Origin of the sequence: Clostridium neuense (genome assembly GCF_045310695.1) — a bacterium.
Lineage (GTDB): Bacteria > Bacillota > Clostridia > Clostridiales > Clostridiaceae > Clostridium_S > Clostridium_S neuense.
In genome coordinates this window covers 58,950-82,265 of record NZ_JBJIAA010000016.1, presented here as the reverse complement: position 1 = coordinate 82,265, position 23,316 = coordinate 58,950, and the positions used below count along the sequence as shown (strand labels likewise).

At 31.1% G+C, this 23,316-nt stretch carries 19 protein-coding genes; 3 read left to right on the top strand and 16 right to left on the bottom strand.

Features of this window, described 5'->3' with window-relative positions; genetic code table 11:
- Positions 1 to 141 precede the first annotated feature (141 nt).
- The 3 genes from ACJDT4_RS17955 to ACJDT4_RS17945 all read right to left on the bottom strand — a co-directional run bounded on the left by ACJDT4_RS17955 (position 142) and on the right by ACJDT4_RS17945 (position 2,793).
- Positions 142 to 861, bottom strand: coding sequence for a zinc dependent phospholipase C family protein (locus ACJDT4_RS17955; protein ID WP_406788969.1), 720 nt, complete (start codon positions 859 to 861; stop codon positions 142 to 144).
- A 12-nt stretch (positions 862 to 873) separates the two neighbouring features.
- Complete coding sequence (locus tag ACJDT4_RS17950; protein WP_406788968.1) at positions 874 to 2,163, bottom strand: PQQ-dependent sugar dehydrogenase family protein; 1,290 nt, start codon at positions 2,161 to 2,163, stop codon at positions 874 to 876.
- 63 nt (positions 2,164 to 2,226) lie between these two features.
- Positions 2,227 to 2,793: a metal-iron-binding protein gene (locus tag ACJDT4_RS17945; protein WP_406788967.1), complete on the bottom strand. Its 567-nt coding sequence runs from the start codon at positions 2,791 to 2,793 to the stop codon at positions 2,227 to 2,229.
- A gap of 129 nt (positions 2,794 to 2,922) precedes the next feature.
- Here ACJDT4_RS17945 and spoVB point away from each other — a divergent pair, with 129 nt between their 5' ends.
- On the top strand, positions 2,923 to 4,425 hold the full coding sequence (gene spoVB / locus ACJDT4_RS17940; protein ID WP_406788966.1) for a stage V sporulation protein B: 1,503 nt from the start codon (positions 2,923 to 2,925) through the stop codon (positions 4,423 to 4,425).
- On the opposite strand, the gene ACJDT4_RS17935 is transcribed toward spoVB, so the two are convergent.
- On the bottom strand, positions 4,426 to 4,899 hold the full coding sequence (locus ACJDT4_RS17935) for a hypothetical protein (protein ID WP_406788965.1): 474 nt from the start codon (positions 4,897 to 4,899) through the stop codon (positions 4,426 to 4,428).
- Positions 4,900 to 5,165: 266 nt separating this feature from the next.
- On the opposite strand from ACJDT4_RS17935, the gene ACJDT4_RS17930 reads away from it, so the two are divergent.
- A complete protein-coding gene (locus tag ACJDT4_RS17930) occupies positions 5,166 to 6,389 on the top strand; it encodes a macrolide family glycosyltransferase (protein ID WP_406788964.1) in 1,224 nt (407 codons plus the stop codon).
- 89 nt (positions 6,390 to 6,478) lie between these two features.
- On the opposite strand, the gene ACJDT4_RS17925 is transcribed toward ACJDT4_RS17930, so the two are convergent.
- From ACJDT4_RS17925 to ACJDT4_RS17905, 5 genes are all read right to left on the bottom strand, one after another.
- Positions 6,479 to 8,092 (bottom strand): putative polysaccharide biosynthesis protein, encoded by a 1,614-nt coding sequence (locus tag ACJDT4_RS17925; RefSeq protein ID WP_406788963.1) that lies wholly within the window; start codon positions 8,090 to 8,092, stop codon positions 6,479 to 6,481.
- Between the two features lie 12 nt (positions 8,093 to 8,104).
- Positions 8,105 to 9,058 carry an RluA family pseudouridine synthase gene (locus ACJDT4_RS17920; RefSeq protein ID WP_406788962.1) on the bottom strand — a complete coding sequence of 318 codons (954 nt, stop codon included), beginning with the start codon at positions 9,056 to 9,058 and terminating at the stop codon, positions 8,105 to 8,107.
- Positions 9,059 to 9,081: 23 nt separating this feature from the next.
- Positions 9,082 to 10,266: a M20 metallopeptidase family protein gene (locus tag ACJDT4_RS17915; RefSeq protein ID WP_406788961.1), complete on the bottom strand. Its 1,185-nt coding sequence runs from the start codon at positions 10,264 to 10,266 to the stop codon at positions 9,082 to 9,084.
- A 22-nt stretch (positions 10,267 to 10,288) separates the two neighbouring features.
- Positions 10,289 to 12,361, bottom strand: a complete 2,073-nt coding sequence (locus ACJDT4_RS17910) for a cell division protein FtsA (RefSeq protein ID WP_406788960.1) — start codon at positions 12,359 to 12,361, stop codon at positions 10,289 to 10,291.
- Positions 12,362 to 12,432: 71 nt separating this feature from the next.
- The gene (locus tag ACJDT4_RS17905) at positions 12,433 to 14,418 is read right to left on the bottom strand and encodes a fructose-1,6-bisphosphatase (RefSeq protein WP_406788959.1); all 1,986 of its coding nucleotides are present in this window, start codon (positions 14,416 to 14,418) and stop codon (positions 12,433 to 12,435) included.
- A gap of 173 nt (positions 14,419 to 14,591) precedes the next feature.
- Here ACJDT4_RS17905 and ACJDT4_RS17900 point away from each other — a divergent pair, with 173 nt between their 5' ends.
- Positions 14,592 to 14,909 carry a hypothetical protein gene (locus ACJDT4_RS17900; protein WP_406788958.1) on the top strand — a complete coding sequence of 106 codons (318 nt, stop codon included), beginning with the start codon at positions 14,592 to 14,594 and terminating at the stop codon, positions 14,907 to 14,909.
- 103 nt (positions 14,910 to 15,012) lie between these two features.
- Here the strand turns inward: ACJDT4_RS17900 and ACJDT4_RS17895 are convergent, their stop codons facing one another.
- The 7 genes from ACJDT4_RS17895 to ACJDT4_RS17865 all read right to left on the bottom strand — a co-directional run bounded on the left by ACJDT4_RS17895 (position 15,013) and on the right by ACJDT4_RS17865 (position 23,313).
- Complete coding sequence (locus tag ACJDT4_RS17895; protein ID WP_406788957.1) at positions 15,013 to 16,416, bottom strand: sugar porter family MFS transporter; 1,404 nt, start codon at positions 16,414 to 16,416, stop codon at positions 15,013 to 15,015.
- 216 nt (positions 16,417 to 16,632) lie between these two features.
- Complete coding sequence (gene iolE, locus ACJDT4_RS17890; protein WP_406788956.1) at positions 16,633 to 17,529, bottom strand: myo-inosose-2 dehydratase; 897 nt, start codon at positions 17,527 to 17,529, stop codon at positions 16,633 to 16,635.
- 25 nt (positions 17,530 to 17,554) lie between these two features.
- Positions 17,555 to 18,571: an inositol 2-dehydrogenase gene (gene iolG, locus ACJDT4_RS17885; protein ID WP_406788955.1), complete on the bottom strand. Its 1,017-nt coding sequence runs from the start codon at positions 18,569 to 18,571 to the stop codon at positions 17,555 to 17,557.
- A gap of 71 nt (positions 18,572 to 18,642) precedes the next feature.
- Complete coding sequence (gene iolD, locus ACJDT4_RS17880; RefSeq protein WP_406788954.1) at positions 18,643 to 20,589, bottom strand: 3D-(3,5/4)-trihydroxycyclohexane-1,2-dione acylhydrolase (decyclizing); 1,947 nt, start codon at positions 20,587 to 20,589, stop codon at positions 18,643 to 18,645.
- Positions 20,590 to 20,619: 30 nt separating this feature from the next.
- The gene (locus ACJDT4_RS17875; RefSeq protein WP_406788953.1) at positions 20,620 to 21,420 is read right to left on the bottom strand and encodes a 5-deoxy-glucuronate isomerase; all 801 of its coding nucleotides are present in this window, start codon (positions 21,418 to 21,420) and stop codon (positions 20,620 to 20,622) included.
- A 19-nt stretch (positions 21,421 to 21,439) separates the two neighbouring features.
- Positions 21,440 to 22,456, bottom strand: a complete 1,017-nt coding sequence (iolC, locus tag ACJDT4_RS17870; protein ID WP_406788952.1) for a 5-dehydro-2-deoxygluconokinase — start codon at positions 22,454 to 22,456, stop codon at positions 21,440 to 21,442.
- 11 nt (positions 22,457 to 22,467) lie between these two features.
- Entirely contained in the window at positions 22,468 to 23,313 is an 846-nt protein-coding gene (locus ACJDT4_RS17865) for a class II fructose-bisphosphate aldolase (protein WP_406788951.1), read from the bottom strand.
- Between the last annotated feature and the right edge of the window lie 3 nt (positions 23,314 to 23,316).

The window sequence follows — 23,316 nt, the reverse complement described above, 5'->3', positions numbered from 1 at the left end:
TTGTTCAACTTATAATTGAACCAACATTACTATGCTATAAACATATTAATGTTTAAAATTTTATGCAATTCTACAAAATCTTTATATTATAGATATTCGATGCCTTTTGTGTAATTCCTCCAACTAATTTAGAAAATATGCTTAATTTTCATTAAATTTTGTTATTTCTAAATATTCTTTATAATATTTTAGCATAAAGCCTGATGTAACCATCTCAGCTCTTGGTATTATATTATTAGCTATCCCTGCGTATCTAATTTCTTTATTTAAAACAGCATTATATTTATTATATACCCTATTAGAAAATTTTGCATTATCTTTTACACATTTTTCCAAACTGTTTTCAAAAATTATTTCTGAAGCCTTTTGAAATTTATATCCTGAAAGTAATTTTCCAATAATCCACATTTCAAATTTTCTATGTTTATCTAAAAGCCTATTATGCACATGCTGTGGCACCGTAGAATCCTGAAGTACATGACACGCCACTCCAAAGTAAAATAGAGATCTATTTTTATCACCACATCTTAAAGACCTTATGGACATATTATAATATTTTTTACATTCATCAAGAGCATTTGAAAATCCATAAAGGCCTTTGTTTCTCTCATGATGAAAAAAGTGATTTGATGATCTAAAATCCTGATCTGCCCAAACAGTTCCCTTATTTATAGTATCTAGATTTTTACTAAAAAATCTATACTCATTTTGAAAACCATTTTTCTTTAATAGCTCTACGGCAATGCAATTTATGTGTTTATGAACTATACATGTAGTCTTAATAAATATCTTTTTAATAGGATTAGCTAAAAAATAAATTCCTCTTACTGTTTTTCCAAAAGTTTTTTCTACTGTAAGCATAAATTTTTCCTCCTAGTTTTTCCTCATCCCATATATCAGTATAATCAAAGCTGATATTCCAATAGCCGCAGCTATGCAATACAAAATTTTTTTATCCACAATAAGAAGTGCATTTTCATGATGCTGATAAAACCTTAAAAGACATCCCTCCTTAGAATCAAGTACATAAATACCATCTTTATAAATTCTGAAATCTTCTACGTAGGATTTACGAGTGAACATAATATACTTATTCATCTTATTTCCGTTTATGCATATAATATTGTTATTTTTTTTATCATACACATACATCAAATCTTTTAAACCTAAAATTCCATTTGAATCTATACTAATAGAATCTAAGCTTCCCACATTGTCATATTCATAAAGTGGTGCTGGTGGATTTATATTAGGCACCTTATCCAGTATACGCTTTGTTTTATTTTTAAACTTAGGTGAATCTACAGGGTCACCTCCACTATAATCTGGCCATCCGTACCATTTTCCCTTTTCTATAGAATATATATAGTCAACATCTCCCTTAATTGGTCTTAAGCCTCTATTTTCCATTCCACCAACTGATGCTATTATTTTGCCCCCGCTTGTAAAATCCATTCCACATATATTTCTTATTCCCCACGCATAAGTTTCTGCTGCTTTAGTATTTAAATTTACAATAATCACAGAACTATTTCCCGGAAAATGATTAGGTATTATCTGCCCTCTTATATTTGAAGTTTTATATGGAACAAAGGCTCCTGTTTTATCTTTCCCAAAATTTATTCCTTTTAACGTTATACTATTCGGAGTTATATCGAAACCATAAGGATTTATGCTAGTCCACTTATTGTCACTACCTACAACTCCACTATTTGTAGCTGAACCAATAGATGCATATATATAGTCCTTGTATGCTTTCATTATAATCTTTTTATAGTCACCAAAATTAGGTATGTTTGTTATTAAGGCTTTAAGCTCTTTACTTTGAAAATCATAATAGTATATGCCATGCTCTTTTGCCATATAAAGTTTACCTCTGTAATATAAAATAGACATTATCCCTTTCGCATCATCCTTTATAATATCAATGCTTTTCCCATTGCTGTAAATTGCTTGTACTTTATTATTGTAGGCAATGTAAAAGGTTCCATCTTCTCCCTTATCAAAATCAACGGCCTTATTGAGCCCTTTATATTTAATAGAATAATTCATATTTTTATCGGTACATTTAACATCATATGTAGCATATAGCCTATTCACAATAAAATATGACAACAAACTTATTAAAGAAATAACACATACAGTTTTAATTATTTTTTTCACTTTCTCCTCCTAAAACAAAAATCCTCTCACCTTAATTATATTATCAAGGTAAGAGGATATTCATTATATTTCATTCAAAGTTAACTGTATATGAATTTTTTCAACATCCCTCAGTATTTTAAATATCTTTGAAAGCACCTTATTATTAATTTTCTTAGAATACTTTTCATAATAATTAACCGCATGTTCTTCTCTCATTGATGCTGCTTTTAAAAGTTTTTCATCTGTATCATAGCTGCTGTAATTCATATTTATAAGTACAGGTGTTTCCTTAAATCCACCAAGTCTCATATGTATTCTTGAATGCTCGTACTCAATGCTACTAAGAGATTTAAACATTTCTTTTAATTTATCACTTTTACACATCTCGGATGCTTTTAGATAAAAATCACCATTAAATATTTCAAGTTTAACTGCATGATCTATAATTTTAAGCGTATTTTTATCAAGTTCCTGTGAATTTATATTATAAACTTCTCCTGAAGTAGAAAAGAAAATACTACTGGCACCACAAAAAGGACAATATACTATACTATCTTCCTTATTCTTATCGATAAAAGCCTCACTATTAAAATTATAATTATTTGCATTTACGTATTTTCCACATACAGGACATTTTAAATTAGTCATAAAAACTCCCCCTAAAGATGATTTATAAATATTATATATTCATCAATATAATAAATCAAATACATATTTATATTTGAAATTTCATAGTTATTTATATGCACACTTTTACGTATTGATGGAGGATGATGTATGAAACTCGATAAATTTTATGAAGATACTATTATACTTACAATATCAAATTTTGCCACTGGAATTTTAAGATTTATTTTTTCAATAATACTTTCTAATAAGCTTGGTGCTGAAGGTGTTGGACTTTATGGACTTATAATGCCTGTTTATGATTTATTCTGCTGCCTTGTATGCGGCGGCTTAATTATTGCAATATCCAGAAAAGCATCTATATTATACGGAAATAAAGATTATAAAAATATAATTCTTTTAATTAAGACATCTCTAATTTTTACTTTCGTATGGTCAGCTTTCGTATGTGTAATTTTATTTTTTAATATGGGATTTATAAGTAAAATAGTAATAAAGGATGCAAGAACAATATATTCTCTTGAAGTAATTTGCCCCGCTGTTTTATTCGTTGCCTTATCTTCTGTATTTAAAGGATATTTTTATGGAGTATCAAAAGCAAAAATACCAGCATACATAGATATTTTTGAAAAAGCAGTAAGAGTACTAGTTGTTATAGGCATAATTGATTTGCTTATGTTAAAAACAATAACTAAAACAGTAACAGCAGTTTATGCTGCTCTAAGCCTAGGTGAATTCATGAGCTTGATCTTTCTTTATTTTGCCTTTGTCATATCCAGTAAAAGATTAAAATCAGACTACACTTTATATGAGGGAAAAGGACAACTTCTTTTTGATGTACTTATAGTTTCTATTCCTCTTTGCGTAAATGGATTTGTATCTTCAATACTCTCAGCTGCCTCAACACTTATTCTTCCAAGAAGATTAGTTTTCGCTGGTTTTCCATACAAAGCAGCTCTTGAGATGATAGGTAAATTTTCAGGAATGGCATTATCAATAACATTTTTTCCAATGATAATAATCAGCTCTATGGCAACAGTGCTTGTGCCAGAGATTTCTCAAAACATAAATCAAAAAAACAAGTTTGCAGTTGAAAAAAGAATATCTGAGGTACTGAAGATTTCCTTTTTTCTAGGGCTTGCAACCTTGATAATATGCTTAAGCATACCTGAGCTTCTTGGAAAATTGTTTTACAATAGAAATGATCTTGGAAAATACATAATGTTTTCAGCTATTTCACTGCCATTTTCATATGTATCTGGCTCTACCTTTGCAATATTAAGCGGAATAGGAAAACAAACCAAGATTCTTATAAATTCAGTAATAATATCAGTTGAAGAACTAATACTTTTATATGTACTTACTGGAATAAGCTTTATAAACATATACGGATATGGTATAACCCTTATACTCACAAGTATTACAAGCTATATTCTCAACATGCGCGATATAAGAAAATTCTGTGAGATACATTTTAATTTAGGCGATATATTTATAGATATACTATTAAGTGTGTTTTTATATTTAATCCTTGGGATAATGAACAACTTAATACCAGATTCCTACTTTATATCAAAAACTCTTTCAATTATATGTGCAGGTTTTATATTATTCTTTTTGTCACTTAAGACAATCAGAAGAAAATTAAGATAATTATAATTGCACATCTTGATAAAGACTCATAAGTTCGGTTAGAGTTAATTCATCATAGTTATGTATCTCTGTAAAGTACTCACCAGTTCTACAAGAAACCAAAGAATATTCTAGAGGTTCATCTAATGCCTTAAAACAGACTATAAACGAAAAATTATCCCAGGCCTCCATCTTAAAATAAATTTCAAAAGGTGATTCTATATCATTATCTTTAACCTTTTGAACTCTTAAAAATAAACAAGCATTTTCCTCTTCAAATAGCATGTTTGAGTCATAATAAGGAATTTCATAAAATAATCCTTCTCTTTTATAAAGATTATTAATATCTATTCTTGGAATATCAAAAAAATCTTTACTCATAAGCGCACTAAATAACCTCAGACCCATTTCATAAACTTTTTTATCTTCATCAACTAAGCAATCTATTTTAGGTTTTTCTACTTCTAGCATTTTAATTATAACCTCATTAGCCATTTGGTATTTAATCTCCTTCTTATTTATAGCACTTTTTCAATATATATTATAACTTATTTTTATAATTATTTATATATGCAATAACATATCTTTACGAATATATTATTAAAATTTAATTTTTTACATTTTTGAATAAATATGAACTAATATTTAAATCAAAATTTTTTTAGAATTTATAGTTGAATACTTATTTATCAAGAATTATAATGTATATATTGGAATTACATACATTATAATGAAAATAAATGTAAAAGGATGTGTTTAATATGAGTAAAGTATTATTCTTAAATATACCAGCCTATGGTCATGTAAACCCAACCTTGGGTATTGTAAATGAACTAGTAAAATCAGGTCAAGAAGTAATTTATTTTTGCACTGAAGAATTTAGAGAACGAATAGAGAAAGCAGGCGCTGTATTTAAAAGTTATGGAAACATAACAAATGATTTAAATGCAAATAAAAATCACTTTAATGTTCAAAATATAACCTTAGAAACTGCAGTAGAATTCCTTAACAACAAATTATCTTCTTGTGAAAAAAGTATTGAAAGCATCTTAGAGCAAATAGAAGATATAAAGTTTGACTATGTTGGTTATGCATCAGTTTGCCCTTTAGGTAAAATCATGTCACAAATATTGCATTTACCGTCATTTTCTTCATTTGCAGTATTTGCTACTCCAAAAGAAATTGCACCTAAACTTGCTAATGAAATCAACGAAGAAACACTGAAGAAATATCCTGTTATGGATACTTATAAAAAACTTTCACATAATTTAAAAGAAAAATATAACATAACAATACCCAAAATTACGGATTTGTTTTTTAGTAAAGGTGATGTAAATTTTGTATATACATCTAAATATTTTGTTCGCCATATTGAATATTATGATGATACTTTTAAATTTATAGGACCACCAATATATGATAGAAAAGAAAATACAGATAACTTTCCGTACAAGGAAATTAAAGGTAAAAAGGTTATATACATTTCTTTAGGTACAGTTTTCAGCGGTACTAATATTAATCTTTATGATATATTTTTTAAGGCTTTAAAAGATGAAGATGCAGTAGTTGTTATGACCGCCTATAATGTTGATTTGTCTGAATTTGATATACCCCAAAACTTCATAGTTAGAAATTACATTTCTCAAAGCGAAATTTTAAAATATGCAAGTGCTGCCATAACACATTGTGGGATGAACAGTACAAATGATTTACTAGTTAATAACGTTCCATTTGTTGCAATACCCTTAGGTGCAGATCAAACTTATATGGCTTCAAGAAGTGCTGAACTCGGAGCATGTATTTCTCTTGATAAGGACAAGCTCACTCCTGAGCTTTTAAAAAGCTCTTTGAATAAAATATTATCAGATCCAAATTATAGTAAAAATATTAATAAAATAAATGAATCCTTTAGAGAAAGTGGTGGATACAAAAAAGCAGCCCAAGAAATATTAAATTTAGGCTGTGTTTTAAATAAATGCTTATAAAAAACTTAGCTTAAAAAATAGTTCACAATTAACAGTATATAATTACTGTTAATTGTGAACTACCATTTTCCGCTGCTAAATAAAGTATTCTATCTCACTATAGCCATAATAGATTTAGGTATAAATCTTTTTATTTTATTAGGAAAGGAGTCCAAATCACTTTTTCTAATTCCTCTAATAAGTGCAAGAAATAAGAAATACACAAACATACCTGCTGCTGCTGCAAAAATCAGTGCTATAAGATTATCTAAATAAACCTTTTTTATTACAAGCTGCATTATAAAGTTAATTGTAGAATAAACTAAGCATACAACTCCCCCCATTATAATTGAGGCCACAAGAGGCTTTACTGCATGTCTTAACATTTTAATTTTTATTCTCATGGACTTCCTCATAAGCCTATAATTTAAAAATATAGTTGTGCTATAGCCTAAAATGCTTCCTATAATAATTCCATATACATTTATGCTAGGTATTGCAATTAAAATATAATTTGATATTATTTTTACTACTATACCTATTATGGAATAAATAGTTACATTATATATCTTTCCAACTCCTTGAAGTATGCTTGTTTGTATCTGAACTAAAGACATAAAAATAAGAACCTCAGATCCCAAAAACATAAGCCTAAAACCCTGAATTGGAAACAAAACTCTGTAAACCGGCAAGCTCATGACAGAAAATCCAACAGCAGAAGGAATTGCAATTAAGAAACATACTCTAAAAGCATAGTTTATCTTTTGAGTAAGAACTTTTTTATCCTTTATAGCTGCTGATGCTGAAATTGACGGCAAAATAGTCACTGCAAGGCTGCTTATTATTGCAATTGGAACATTCATAAGTGTTTGATATTGTCCAATAGTACCAAAAAGCGATCTAGCTAAATTATATTTTAGCCCTCCCGCTAATAGCCTAGACATGGTATTTCCTGTATCAATTAAATTACCTGCATTTTGCATTCCAATACAAAGAGTTATTGGTATTCCATAATTCGCTATCTTGTATGCTATCTGTTTATTTGTATGTTTTATAGTCTGCTTTTCGTAGTATTCCTTTGGAACTCTAAAATGCTTATTTTTTTCATAGGTTGCCACAAGATATATTGCCGAAACAAAGGCTCCTACTGTAGTACCGACTGTTGCACCAGCACAAGCAGCTGCTTCTCCATATTTAAATAATAAGGCTGCAAATACTAAAGATAATACTGTATTTAAAATTTGTTCTAAAAGCTGCGAAACTGCTGTTGGTGTCATATTTCCTCTACCTTGAAAATATCCTCTATAGGCCGATGATACGGAGGTACACAAAATAGCAGGACTCAAAGCCATTACCGCAAGATATGACTGTGGAACTTTCATTAAATTAGAAAATAATCTAGATGCAAAAAACAATATAACTGACATGACACTTCCAATTATAATGAGCATAAATCTAGACATTTTAAAACTTTTTACTGCATCTCTATAGTTCTTTACTGCAATAAATTCTGATACTAGCTTTGATATTGCAACTGGAATTCCTGCATTTGTAAGTACATAAACAAATACATAAATTTGATATGCCGCATAATATATTGCATAAGTTCCAGAACCACCGAGTATCTTTACAAGGAATGGAAGATATAAAAGAGATAATATCTTCCCAAGAATAGTTGCCATGGATAATATCGCAAAACCTTTTGCCGTAGACTGTTCTTTCATAAAACTTACTCCTTAAAATTTAAACACATCTTTTTTTACTTTTTTAAATATTGGTGGAAGAGCCTCCGCTATTGTTTTGTTTTCCATGTAACTTAATTTTTCAGGACAATTTCTAAAGACTAATTTGTAAGCATACAAAAATTGAAAGTTAAAGCCAAATTTATTATTAAAATAAGCATTTATCTGCTTTTCACCATACTTAGAATCACCAAGAATAGGATTTCCTAAATGACTAAGATGCGCCCTAAGCTGGTGACTTCGTCCTGTTAAAAGCTCAATTTCAATAAAAGAAAATGCCCCACAGCTTTCTATGTTCTTCACTTCCATGGAAATTCTTTTAGTGTTTTCTCTTTCTTCATCAAATACTACAGATATGTTTGAATCCTCATTTTTATGTATATATCCTTCATAAATTCCATCTTTTATTTTACCCTTTACAAGAGATAAATAGTATTTTTCTATTTTTTTATCTCTTATCATCTCATTTAAAATTTTAAGTGACTCAAAATTTTTACCATAAACAACTATACCTGAAGTATTCATATCCAATCTATTGCAAGGTGCTGGAATAAAAGTAACTTCCTCCTCAGGTCTATAATCTCCCTTATCATATAAATATGAAAGCACATAATCAGTTAAAGTAGGTGCACCATCTGGCTTATTAGAATGTACAAGTACTCCAGGCCACTTTTCAACTAAAAGCATATTATCATCTTCATATACCACTTTAAAGTTGTTGTCTATTCTTTTAAACTTTTTCTTCTCAGGCGATGATTTAACATATTTAACTACTAAAACATCTCCTTCTACTAGAATATATTTATCCTTACACTTACTGCCATTTACCCTTATGTCACCCTTTCTAAAAGCCTTATATATGGCACTAAGTGGGACATCATTAAGCCACTTTCTTATAAATTTATCTGCTCTCTGTCCTGCTTCGTTTGGTCCTATTGTTATTTCCATCTTTCCTCCTGTGATAAATATATTTATTTTTGTGAAAGTTTTTTTAATGCTTCAAAAGCTGCCTTGCATTGAAGTGCAGCACCTATATGAAGACAATTTTCATCTATATCAAATAAATTTCCATGAGCTGGATTTATTATACCTTTTTTTTCATTTTTAATTCCAAGGTAATAAAATACTGATGGTCTCTCCATAGAAAAATATGCAAAACTTTCTACACCAAGGCTAGGCTCTTCAAGCTCTATTACGTTTTCCTTGCCAAGGAGTTCTTCTGCTTCTTCCTTCATAAAACTATACATACTGTCATCATTATAAAGACATGGGTAACTCTCTTCTATATTTACTTCTGCTTCAGCTCTCATAGAATTTGCAACTCCACGAGCAACTTCTACAAGCCTTTTTTTAGCAAATTCCCTATCTTCACTTTTCATTGTCCTTATTATACCACCTATTTTAACCTCATCTGGAACTATATTTCCAGCAGTTCCTCCATGAATATATCCAATTGTTATTACAGAAGGATTTGTAGGTGAAATTTCTCTACTAACTATAGTCTGAATTACGTTCACTACATTGCAAGCAATAGTGATTGGATCAACGCCTAAATTGGGATGTGCCCCATGAGTTCCTTTTCCTTTTATTAATATTTGAAATGGATTGGACGCTGCATTTACTACCCCTTTTTTTATACCTATTTTTCCACAATCTATAGTTTCTGAAACATGAAGCCCTAAAACCGCATCTACTCTTGGATTTTCAAGTGCTCCCTCTGAAATCATAATTTGGGCTCCGCCTGTAGTTTCTTCTGCTGGCTCAAAAAATAATTTTACATTTCCACAAAGTTCATCTTTCATGCTATTTAAAAGTTTAGCTGCTCCCATAAGTATAGTAGTATGTGCATCATGTCCACAGGCATGCATTTTACCATCAACTTTTGAAGAATACTCACATAATTTTTTATCTTTTAGTGGAAGTGCATCCATATCACCTCTAAGAGCTACTGTCTTACCTGTATTCTTTCCTTTTATAATTGCGCATATTCCTGTTTTCGCTGTTTCTATATACTCTATACCTTCTTTTTTTAAGAACTCCTTTACTTTACCACTTGTTCTTTGAAGTTCAAAACCAAGTTCAGGATTTTGATGAAAATCCCTTCTAATAGAAACAAGCTCTTTTTCTATTTTTTTTGCTTCACCTATGTAATCCATTTCTTCACTTCTTTCTTTAAAATTATTCCCATCTGACTTCAATTATATCTTTATCATGTAGTTCATCAAAAAATCCAGCATTGTTCCCATTAAGCTTTAAAACAAGATTTCCTTTTGGTATTGTTAACTCAAACTGAAAGAAATCAAATATATCCACAAATTTATATTCATCTTTTCCAGTAAGCTTTATAGGATTGTCATTTATAACAACCACTATCTCTGAAAAAATCTCATCTTTTAAAGCCTCTACATTTTTTTCTTCAAGCTTAACTTCTTCATTTTCTTCTGATTTTGTGTTCTCCTCAGATATATCTTCTTTTTCTATTTTAATATAACTTTCATCCTCTTGTGTACTTTCCTTGTATGTATATATCTTATCTCCTTCACCTATAATATAATCATCATTTAATCTTTTATTATTTAGATAATACTCTTTATTTAAATCCTTATCAAAATATTTTATATAATGGAGTAAAGTTGATGGATACACAGTTTCTACTTCATCACCTTCATGAATTTCACTATCAAGAGAAGCATTTTCTCCATTTATTAAAAAAATGGGCTCTAGATTTACAATGTTATCATCCACATAAAATCCAACGCTGTAAAGTTTATTTACATAATTTCTTACTAGAGGATGTGCATCAACACCATCTTCTGCGTATTTAATCTCTATTTTATCATTTTCTTTTATCTCTGAATCTATGTTAGAGATAACACCATTTACCTTTATTTCAGCATTTTTTGCTACTGTTCCAAATGCTACTCGCTTATCACCATTTAATGTAAATCTTATGTTTTTGCCGTTTTTGCCCATTAAAAGCTTAGGATTTATTCCAGACTGAACAACAACATCCATAACATTATGAACTCTTGAATTAAACAAACTTACTATACTATCATTAAGCATAACATCTATAAAATCATTGCCAAGTCTTCTTATAGCTACAAGAGCTATGCCAAGAACTGTAACTCCTGTACTTTCTAAGGAATTATCTGCGCATATGCAATCTGTTACAGCTTCTCTTCCTTTTATAGCAACTCTTTGAACTTGAAGACCTAGTTTTTCTGCTATCAATTCTTTTACAAGAGGTGTATGAGCTCCTCCACCAACGAGAAACAAGGCATTAGGCGATTTACCACCATTAAGCTCTATTATTCTCTTTGATATTTCTTCTGTAAGCTTTTCAACTGTGGGTCTTACTACTTTTATAACTTCTTCTCCCTTAACCATACCCTCAATTCCAAGCACATCTGTATATTTTATTTCATTATCTGCAGTACATTTTCTTTTTATAATTTCGGCAGTATTAAAATCCACAAGATAATTTTGTGCTATAATCTCTGTAACTTCATCTCCTGCTATTGGCACCATTCCATAAGCACTTATGGTATCCTTTGAACTTATAGCTATATCTGAGGTTCCAGCACCTATATCCACAAGTGCTATATTTAAAAGTCTTAAATTTTTAGGAACTGCTGCTTCCATTGCTGCAATAGGTTCAAGAGTTAAATTACATACATTTAATCCTACCTTCTTAATTACAGTATACAAGCTATCAACTACAGATCTTGGTAAAAACGTTGCTATAACTTCAGCAGCTGCACTGTGACCTTTGTGAGAAAGTAAATTTGACATAGCATATCCATTTAAATAGTAGCTTTTTGTGCTATAACCAACACAATAAAGTTTTCCCTCTGTATCCTTATTTACCTCTTCTGCTGCTTTTTTAACAGCTGTAAGTTCAATACTTCTTATTAAATCATTATCTATTTCTTTATCCTCATCTATTTCAATTTCAGTTTTAACTTCGGCTGTTCTAAGAAATCTTCCTGCTGCTGCAATAGCCACATCTTTAAGTGTAAAACCAATTTCATCCTCTATTTCAGTTTTAATCTTGTTTACAGCTTTTGCTACAAGACCTATATCATGAATTTGACCATCTACCATAGCTCTTTCTTCGTGCTCTGTATACTTTTCTGCTATTACCTGAAATTTTTTATCTTTTACAATTCCAACTGTTCCAATAACTGTTCTGGTTCCGATATCAAGTGAAAATATTAAATCTTCTAAATTAATATTCATAAATTCCATATCCCATCCTTTTAAGTATATTAAAATTATATAATACTAAATTAAAATATTCAACAAACGAAAATTCAAACTTATTTTTTTATGCTCTCCTTTACTAAGCCCTTTCTGTAAGCCAAAAGTAAAAGTTTAAGTTCATGAAGCTGTCCTTTAAGTTCTCTTCCTATATCCGTATCCCCAACTCTTTTTCGCTTTACCGCCTTCTCAAATATAACTGTAGAAGACAATATATCCTTTTCCTCTTCAATTGCTTTCTCTGTAGATTCAAAATGCTCATGTGATACAAGTTGAAGTCCAAAGGAATTATATATTAGTGTATATCCCGCAATTCCTGTTTTATTATGATATGCTCTTGAAAATCCTCCATCTATTACTATAAGCTTTCCTCCAGCCTTTACTGGGTTCTCGCCATCCTTTTTTTTCACAGGGACATGACCATTAATTATATGTGATTCACTAGGCTCAAGTCCAAATTCACATAAAATTTTGTTACATATATCATCATTATTCCTATAGAAATAATATGGATCCTTTTTTTCATAATGAGTTTCACCTTCATCAATAAAATATCTTTCAAAGGTAGTCATTTTTTCTTTTCCAAAAAGAGGTGAAAAAGGTCCTGTCCATAGATACCATATCATATCAGCAGCATTTTGTTTTTCCTCTAAGCTTGATTCATAAAAGAATCCTTCTCTCGCAAGCATATCAAGTTTATCCAAAAGAGCCTTTCCTTTATATTTTTTATTTTCTATAAGTACCTCTTTAAAACTTCCATCGTCATTTAAAGGTATACATCCATGATAAAGTAAATTTGAATTAAATTTTAAATATAAACTTCCATGAGAAAAGAGAAAACGAACATGTCTATTTAGTTTTTCACTATTTACAAAGGAAGATCTCAATTTTTCAATCAATTCAACTTCCTCATCTAAAAGCTTATACGGATCTTCTTTATCTACAGTTGGGAAGCTATTGTCATTAAGTTTATATTCCTTTCCATAAAGCTGTATGGTTCCACTCTTAAAATCTATATCATTTAAAAGAAGTCTATGATCCATTTTAAACTCTGGATGTCTTTTAATAACTTCTCCTTCAAGTTTAAATTGTATCACTGAAATAGCTTTATGCATTTTTGCTATTAAATGTATTTCTTTTACAGTATAATTTTTTTCCGTTTCGATTTTTGGTAAAAATCTCTCACATGGATCATTTCCATAAAATTCAACTGCAAAAGTAGCAAGTGGTAATAGATTAATTCCGTAGCCATCCTCTATTGTTGACAAATTAGCATATCTTGCAGAATTTCTAATGACATTCGCCATACATACAACCGAACCTGCAGCTGCCCCCATCCACACAATATCATGATTTCCCCACTGAATATCCACTGAATGATATTCTTCAAGCTTATCTATAATTATATCTGCACCTGGTCCTCTATCAAATATATCTCCTATAATATGAAGTCTATCTACTACTAAACGCTGAATAAGCTTTGATATAGCAATTATAAAATCCTTTGCCCTATCTATATCTATGATTGTATTTATTATTTCATCATAGTATTCCTGCTTATCTACTCCATGCGGCTCTTCATGCAAAAGCTCTTCTATTATATATGAAAATTCTTTGGGCAGAGCTTTTCTAACCTTTGAACGGGTGTATTTAGAGGAAACGTTTCTGCAAACTTCTATTAGTCTATATAATGTAATTCTATACCAGTCATCCATATTTTTTTGTTGCCTTAATATCATATCTAATTTTTGTTCTGGATAATAAATTAAAGTAGCTAGGCTTTTTTTATCTTTCTGCATTAATCTATTTCCAAAAATATCATCTATTTTTCTTCTGATTACTCCGGAGGCATTTTTAAGTACATGTACAAACTGCTCATATTCTCCATGAATATCTGAAAGAAAATGTTCCGTTCCTTTTGGCAAATTTAATATAGCCTTGAGATTTATTATTTCTGTTGCTGCTTCATTAATCGTTGGATATTGCTTTGAAAGAAGCTTTAAATATTTTATGCATTTATCAATATCTTCATTTTTTAGTTCCATACATTTTTTTCCTCCATTTATAAAAATAATCGTCCGAGTTTAATACATTCATTATAATACAAGGCTATTAGAACATACTACAAAAAAATTTAATTTTTTTTAGCTATCTTTACACGCGACTCATCTTATGGTAAAATATGGATATCATGTTGAAGATTTGTAGGGGGTAGAAAATGATTTATAAAGAAGATATAGAAGATTCAAGTGATGTAAAAAAACACTCAGAAGAAGGTAATAAATTAAATTCATCAGATCTTTATTCTAAAATAATAGAAACGAACGAAAAGTTAATAAAGTCTAACACTGAAATTAACAATAAAGTTGACAAGCTGCAAGTACTTTTAGATAGTCAAGAAAAAAAATTAAAAGCAAAAGATGAAAGACTTATAAACTTAATTATATCCGAAATATATTCAAATAGTTCTGAAAATACAGACAAAGCTAACATATTTAACAATATATTTAAGAAGTTTAAAGGTATTGTTGAATAATATTAAGCAAACATAATTGTCGTTAAACTCCAATATTAAATAGAGAATGAAAGTTTAAAAGCTTTCATTCTCTATTTAATAATCTTAAAACTCTTTTAATCCTTCACACATTTATGTTATTAAGATTTTTATCATAATTTCTAAAGTATAGTTCCATTTCTTCTAATGACCTTCCTCTAGTTTCAGGTACAAATTTAGCTACACATCCTATACATACAAGTCCAAGTGCTATAAATATTATAAATGTCTTAGAAAGTCCAAAAGCTGCTATTAATACAGGAAAAGTCAAACCTACCGAAAAATTACCTATCCAGTTAAAGAAAGTTGCAACACCAAAACCAATTCCTCTTACTCTGAGTGGAAAAATCTCAGATAACAAAAGCCATGTTAATGGTCCTATAGTAGCTTGATCAATAGCAAGGAACATCATAGTCAAAGTAATTATCATATAAGGTAGTACAGCTGCACCTGCAAACACATGCGAAACTATAGATATAATAAGCCAGATTACAGTGGTTCCACAATATCCAAATATTAGTACAGTTCTTCTATTGCACCTGTTTGCCATTACGTGCATATAAAACCATGATGAAATAACAGACATAACTCCATTACCTATATTAGCAATCAAAGCTGTTTTAGTTCCAAAACCTGACTTTTCTAAAAGAGTTGTACCATAATACATCATTACATTTACTCCTGCAAACTGCTGAATAATTGCAATTACGCATCCAATCACTACAATACGACGTATCCATGGAGTTCCTAAATCCTTAAAAGTAGCACGATCCAAATGCTTTTCTGATTCAATGTTTTTCTGAATTTCTTTAATTTCCGCTTCTGCCGCTGCTTCGCTACGTACTTCCTTCAAAACCTCTAGAGCCTCAACAATTCTTCCATTTGCCGCTAACCATCTTGGAGTCTCAGGAACTACTAACATACCGAACCACAAAACTACTGCAGGAATTGATGACAACGCTATCATATAACGCCAAATACCAGGGTTTTGAGAAACGTTACCCAAAACACCATTAAACACATATGCTAAGAGCTGTCCTGTAACAATCATAAGTTGATCTTGGGAGACAAGACTTCCTCTTATTTCAGTAGGTGCCATTTCTGCAAGCAATGTTGGTACAACTACTGATACTCCACCTACTCCTAATCCAACTATAAATCTACATACAATAATAACTGCTGCAGTAGGAGATAAAGCACATCCTAAAGTTGAGAGAAAGAAAATCGCTGCAAGTAATTTTAGAATTTTCTTTCTTCCATATTTATCAGAAAAACGTCCCATAATTACAGCTCCCAAAGCTGCTCCAAGCAATAAAGAGCTCGTAACAAATCCTTCAGTTAAAGGTGTAAGATTAAGTTGATCCTTTCTAGATATAAAACTAAGTGCACCATTAATTACTCCACTATCATATCCAAATAAAAGTGATCCAAAAGTTGCTAATATTGATATCTTTCTCAAGAATTTTTTCTTACCTCTATCCTGTTCCATTTTGGTTCCCCCCATTTATTTACACATACTTTGACTTAAACCCTGTTTTGTAAAATATTTCGTCACTTTAACTATTGATTTTTTAATCCATATAGTATATCTTTTTAGTGTATGAGAATTGTTTTAAATAACTTTTTCTCATTCATTCTAAGCATCCTTTTTATTTTATACACAAAACCGTTATAAAGAGGATGCTTTATTGCACAGATCTTTTCTTTACAATTTAGCTGTTTTACGAATATACTCTCTACCTTTAATTGCATATTCAAGGGGATTTGCTATGGCTGGATCCTGCTCTGCTTCAACTAACATCCATCCTTCATAGTCACTATCAGCAAGAACCTTAAATATTGGTTCAAAATCTATGCATCCATCTCCAGGCACTGTAAATGCCCCCAATCTAACCCCTCTAAGAAAACTTAAACTTTCCTTTTTCACTTTTTCCTTCATTTCTGGTCTTACATCTTTTAAATGCACATGTTTTATTCTTTTTGCATATTTCTTTACTATAGCTACAGGATCTTCTCCTGAATATACTAAATGTCCTGTATCAAATAATAAATAAACAAGGTTATCATCTGTCATATCCATAAGTTTGTCTATTTCTTCAGTAGTTTGAACTACTGTTCCCATGTGATGATGGTAAACTATCTTCATATTTTTTTCTTTTGCAAGTTTTCCAAGTTCATTAAGTCCATTTGTAAGCATTTTCCATTCTTTTTCATTCATATGATATTTCCCTTCAAATATAGGAACATCCATTTCTCCTTGTATACTGTGTCCTTGCTCCGATACAACTATTACCTTCGCGCCCATGGCATGTAAGAAATCCCTATGTTCAATAAAAGCTTTTTTGGTTTCTTCAAAAGGTTTAGTTGTTAAAAATGAACTGAACCAAGCACTTGCTATTTGTAATCCTCTTAAGTCAAGAGCTCTTTTTAAAACCTTTACATCTTTAGGATATTTATTTCCTATTTCTGTACCTTTAAATCCTGCAAGAGCCATTTCACTTACGGCCTGTTCAAAAGTATTTTCTTTTCCTAAATCAGGCATGTCATCATTTGTCCAACCTATTGGGCAAATTCCTATTTTCACTTTATCTTGATTAAACATCTTATAATTCCTCCTACCTTTAGGTTTAATATTCTATCTCTGATATTTTAACAGGTCTATTCTCTTCTAGAGATTTCCTAGCTGCAAGGCCTATAAGTACAGGCTTCAAGCCATCATCTGCATTCACTGGAGTGTCTTTGTCATTTACTATAGCATCAATAAACTCTCTTATTTCTTCTGCATAAGCTTGCATATATCTTTGAAGGAAGAAAAACATTGGTTTTTCACCTTTAACTCCATCTTCTGTTGATATGACTGCTGAAGAATCCGAATCATTTGATATAGCAACTTGACCTTTTGATCCGAATACTTCTGCCCTTTGATCATATCCATAAGCTGACTTTCTTGAGTTATCAATAACTGCCATTGCTCCACTTGCAAGTTTTAAAGTTATTATAGCCGTATCTATATCTCCAGCTTCTCCTATGGCATTATCAACCAAAACATTTCCTGCGGCATAAACTTCAACAACTTCACTATCCATAAGGTATCTAACCATATCAAAATCGTGTATTGTCATATCAAGGAATATTCCACCAGATACTTTTATATAACTAATTGATGGTGGTTCTGGATCTCTTGAAGTTATTTTAAGTATTTGAGGCTGGCCTATTTTTCCCTCAGCAACAGCTTTTTTAACAGCTTTGAAATTATGATCATATCTTCTGTTAAATCCAACCTGATATTTAACTCCAGGATTCTTCTTAAGTTCATCTATAACCTCTTTTATTTTAGACACATCATGATCTATTGGTTTTTCACAGAAAACATGCTTATGAGCTCTTATAGCTTCTATTGAAATTTTTGAGTGAGTATCTGTTGAAGAACAAATTAAAACAGCATCAATTTCAGGATCTTCTAATATTTTTTTGTAATCAGTGTATGCATATGGTATTCCTTTTTCCTTAGCCCACTCTTTTTGAGCTTCATTTAAAAATGGATCAGCTATTGTTTTGATTTGTGCTTCCTTTACATACTTTGTTATACTTTCTCCATGCACCTTTCCTATTCTTCCTGCACCAATAATTCCAACCTTTAACATATAATACATCTCCTTAAAATTTATAATTATTTTAAATTTATTTAGTGTTTTAAAATGTTAACCAAATTCATTTAGTATTTTCTTGCATTGCTTAAAAATTTTTGTCTTTTTATATAAGCATTTTGTATAGACTCTTTATTCGAAACTTCAGCAACACCAACATGCCACCAAGCATTATAACCATCTGTCATAGTCTTAGGTAAAATCTTTATATCAATTAAGGTAGATACACTCTGATTTTTAGCATCTTTCAACGCATTTTTTAATTCATCAATAGTCTTTACTGTATATGTCTTAGCTCCATATCCTTCTGCACATTTTGCAAAATCTATAGGAACATAGTCAGCATTTAGCCTATTCTGTTCTTCATTTCTAAATCTAAATTCTGTTCCAAAACTATCCATTCCATTTGCCATTTGCAGATTATTTATGCATCCAAAGCCACAATTATCAAACAAAAGAACATTTATTTTCTTTCTTTCTTGAATTGAAGTTATAAGTTCTGAGTGCAGCATTAAATAACTGCCATCACCAACCATGGCATATACTTCTTTATTAGGTTCTGCAAGTTTTACACCCAAAGCACCTGATATCTCATACCCCATGCATGAATAACCATATTCCATATGATAACTATATTTCTTGCTTGATCTCCACAATCTTTGTAAATCTCCAGGAAGGCTTCCAGCTGCGCCAATAACTATATAGTCACCATTAAGCTCTTCTTCTAGAAATTTATTAATTTGTCCTACAACCGTAGTTTGTGGAAGTGCTGATCCATACATTTTATAAAATTCTTTCAAAAATCCTTCATTTTGTCTAGCTATTTCAGGTTTAAAATCTGCTTTGGGATATTCAATGCTATATAACCTCTTTACTTCATTTTCCCATTTTTCTTTTGCCTCTGCTATTTCATTTGTATATGAGCTCTTATATCCTAATTTTTTAAGAGTTGCTCCTAATTGTTCAAGACATGCCTTAGCATCTCCTACTACCTTTGTTCCATCCATTTTATAAGCATGGAATACAGAAGCATTTACTGTAACAAAATCAACATTTTTATTTCTAAACAATTCCTTCGAGCCTGATGTAAAATCAGTGAATCTAGTTCCAACGCCTATTATAAGATCTGCACTTTCAGCTATAAGATTGGCTGCTAAATTTCCTGTAACACCAACACCTCCAAGATTTAATTCAAAATCGCTTTCTATTGAACTCTTTCCAGCTTGAGTTTCTCCAATAGGTATATTAAATTCTAAAGCAAATTTTTTAAGTTCTTCACCAGCTTCTGAATACTTTACACCACCCCCACAAATAATTAGCGGCTTTTTCTTTAAAACTATCAATTTAATGGCATCTTCTATTTCCTCATCATCTGCTTTCCTTCTAGGAATTACATGTATCCTCTTTTTAAAGAAATAATACGGGAAATCATAAGCTTCCCCCTGAACGTCTTGAGGTAGAGCAATACATACTGCTCCTGTATTATCTACACTTGTAAGAACTCTCATAGCATTTATCATAGCATTCATTAATTGTTCAGGTCTGGTTACTCTATCCCAATATTTACATACGGCTTTATAGGCATCATTTGTGGTAACAGACGCATTATTTATATGTTCAACCTGCTGAAGTACAGGATCTGGTTGCCTTGTCGCAAAAGTATCCCCTGGGAGTAATAAAACCGGTATATTATTAGCAGTTGCAGTTCCAGCAGCTGTTACCATATTTGCTGCCCCAGGTCCTACAGATGATGTACAGGCATATATCTTTTTTCTCTTGTTCTGCTTTGCAAATGCCACAGCCGCTTGAGCCATGCCTTGTTCATTTTTTCCCTGACGAACCTTAAGTTCTCCAGGATCTTGCTGTAATGCTTGACCAAGTCCTAACACATTTCCATGTCCAAATATTGCAAATACTCCCTCTATAAATTTATCTTCTTTTCCATCAAATCTTATATATTGATTGTTTAAAAATCTAACTAGCGCTTGAGCTGTAGTAAGCCTAATTGTGCCCATTTCAAATCCCCTCCTATTCTTCTTTACCAGTTATTTTTCCGGCCATATTTTCACATCTTTATCCCATAGCCATTTATGTTCATCCACATCTATCCTATCAGTCCATGGATTATCTTTAAGGTGCCTTATCATCCAGCAATAGTACATAGCATATCCTGGTGCTGACGTTTGAGGATGCACATCTCCTCCATGTATGGCAACAAAACTATTATCTGATATCTTATGTGCATCATCTCCTGTAAGGCATAACCCTAGTCCTTGAGGTTTATTAAATTTATAGTAATAAACTTCTGGTTGTGGATGATAATGTGGAGGATAACTTGACCATTTACCAGGATAAGTTATAACTTCTCCCATTACCATATTAGAATAAGGGGCGTTGTGATAGTCAAATACTGTTCTTACCACCCTTCTTGCAGTATCATTCCATACTCCCTTTCCAAAAACATCACTTTGGCAGTCATTTGGATAATAAAACTTTGCTTCAAAATCTCTTTCATTTTTTGCAGCCTGATATACTATTTCGCTCTCTTCATCAGCTTTTACTGTTACTTTTGTGCCATGTGGTACATGAAGACACCATGGATCCTCATCAAATACAGAATGCCTTTCCATAACTTTCTTGTTATGTGACCATTCTATTTCTATTTTCCCTGTTAAAAGAAGCACAGCTATTTCCTTTTCACTTTCTTCATAAACTTCACTTGAACCTTTTTTTAATTTGTTTACGGAAATATCCATAAGCATTTCTTTATATGAACCATCTATACTACATATCTTATTAGTTCCATATTTTAAAGAACCTAACTCACCAAATTTACTCATACTCATATATAAATTCCTCCTAACTCTAAGCTCTTGCTACCATTTCTCCATATTCAGCCTTTTCCGTCATTATAAATTCCTTTATCTCATCAGCTGTAGGCATTGCATCTGAACAGCTGTGGCTTGCAACAAGCATTGCAGCAGAAGCACTACCAAACTCAAGTGCATCCATCATGTCCCATCCTTCTAAAAGTGCATATATAAATGCAGAACCATAGGCATCTCCACCACCAAAGGATTTTAAAAGCTTTACAGGGAAAGGTTTTATATTGTAACTCTTTCCATCGCTTGTATATGCCGTTGAACCATCTTTACCATGCTTTATAACCACAATTTTATTTCCATATCCAATCCACCTTTTAGCAGTTTCTTCATCACTGCTGTCCTTTGCAATTAGTCCTTCCATAAGATCAAATTCTTCCCTTGAGCCTATTACCAAATCACTACTTTTCCCAACTATAGAATAATAAATTGCAATTTCATCTTTATTATGCCAATTATATTCTCTATAATCTATATCAAAAATAACTACTGTATTATGCTTTTTAGCATATTCTAATGCTTTTAGGGCAGCCTCTCTAGATGGACTTTGTGCTAATGCTGTTCCTGATATTGAAATAGCCTTTGCATTTTTTATATATTCTTCATCAATTTCATCTACATTAAGACTTAAATCTGCAATGCTATTTCTATACATTAAAATACTGCTCTCTATAGGACTTAATATTTCTGTAAATGTAAGTCCTAAGGATTCACCATTTTTTGCTCTACAAATTTGCGATGTATCTATTCCTTCTTTTTTAAAGTAATCAATTATAAAATCACCAAATCTATCATTTGATACCTTTCCTATAAAGCCTACTTTTTTCCCTAATCTTGCAAGTCCAACTGCTACGTTTGCAGGCGAACCTCCTAGATACTTTTTGAAAGTTGTGCTTTCAGCCAAAGTTTTATTTATATCTACTGGATTAAAGTCTATTGCTGCTCTTCCAAGTGGTATTACATCAAATTTTCTATTATTATCAAATTCAATATACTTCATTTTTATCCCCCCTACGCTTTATTTTCAGTTCCAAATATTTTAATATGCTTCTTTGCATTTAAGTAAGCGCCATTAATCTCTGCTTCATGAAATTTAAAATAATCAACGCTGTCACATTTTTCACAAAGCGCCTTTACATTTTTAGCGACAGACATAAATGTAGCAGTTGCTATATTTATTTTTCTAATTCCCAAAGCCACACATTTTCTAAAATCATCATCACTTATACCTGATCCTCCATGGAGTACTAGTGGTACGTTTACATTCTCATCTACATCTTTAAGCACTTCAAAATTTAAATTAGGTGAACCCTTATATACTCCATGGGCATTTCCAATTCCTACAGCCAGTGCATTTACACCCGTTTCTTCAAAGAATCTTTTCGCTTCACGGGAATTAGTATACATGGCCGATATTTTTTCAGATCCGTCTTCACTTCCACCAACCCTTCCTATTTCAGCTTCTACAGAAGCCCCATATTTATTTGCTTCCTTTATAACTTGTTTGGTCAAATTTATGTTTTTCTCTAATGGATATTTTGATCCATCAATCATAACAGAAGTAAATCCTAACTTAAGAGCCTCCATTATGCATTCCATACTAATACCATGATCCAAATGCACTGCCACAGGAACTTTAGCATTGATTGCTGCTTTCATCATAACAGGTCCTATTAATTGAAGTGGAGAATAAGGTAATCTTACTTCTGCAATTTGAAGTATAATAGGTGCATTTAATTCTTCTGCCGCCTTTATAACTCCCATTACCATTTCCATATTTGCAATGCTAAAAGCACCTACTCCATAACCTTCTTTATCTGCTTTAGTTAATAAATTTTCTAATTTTTCTAATGACATAAG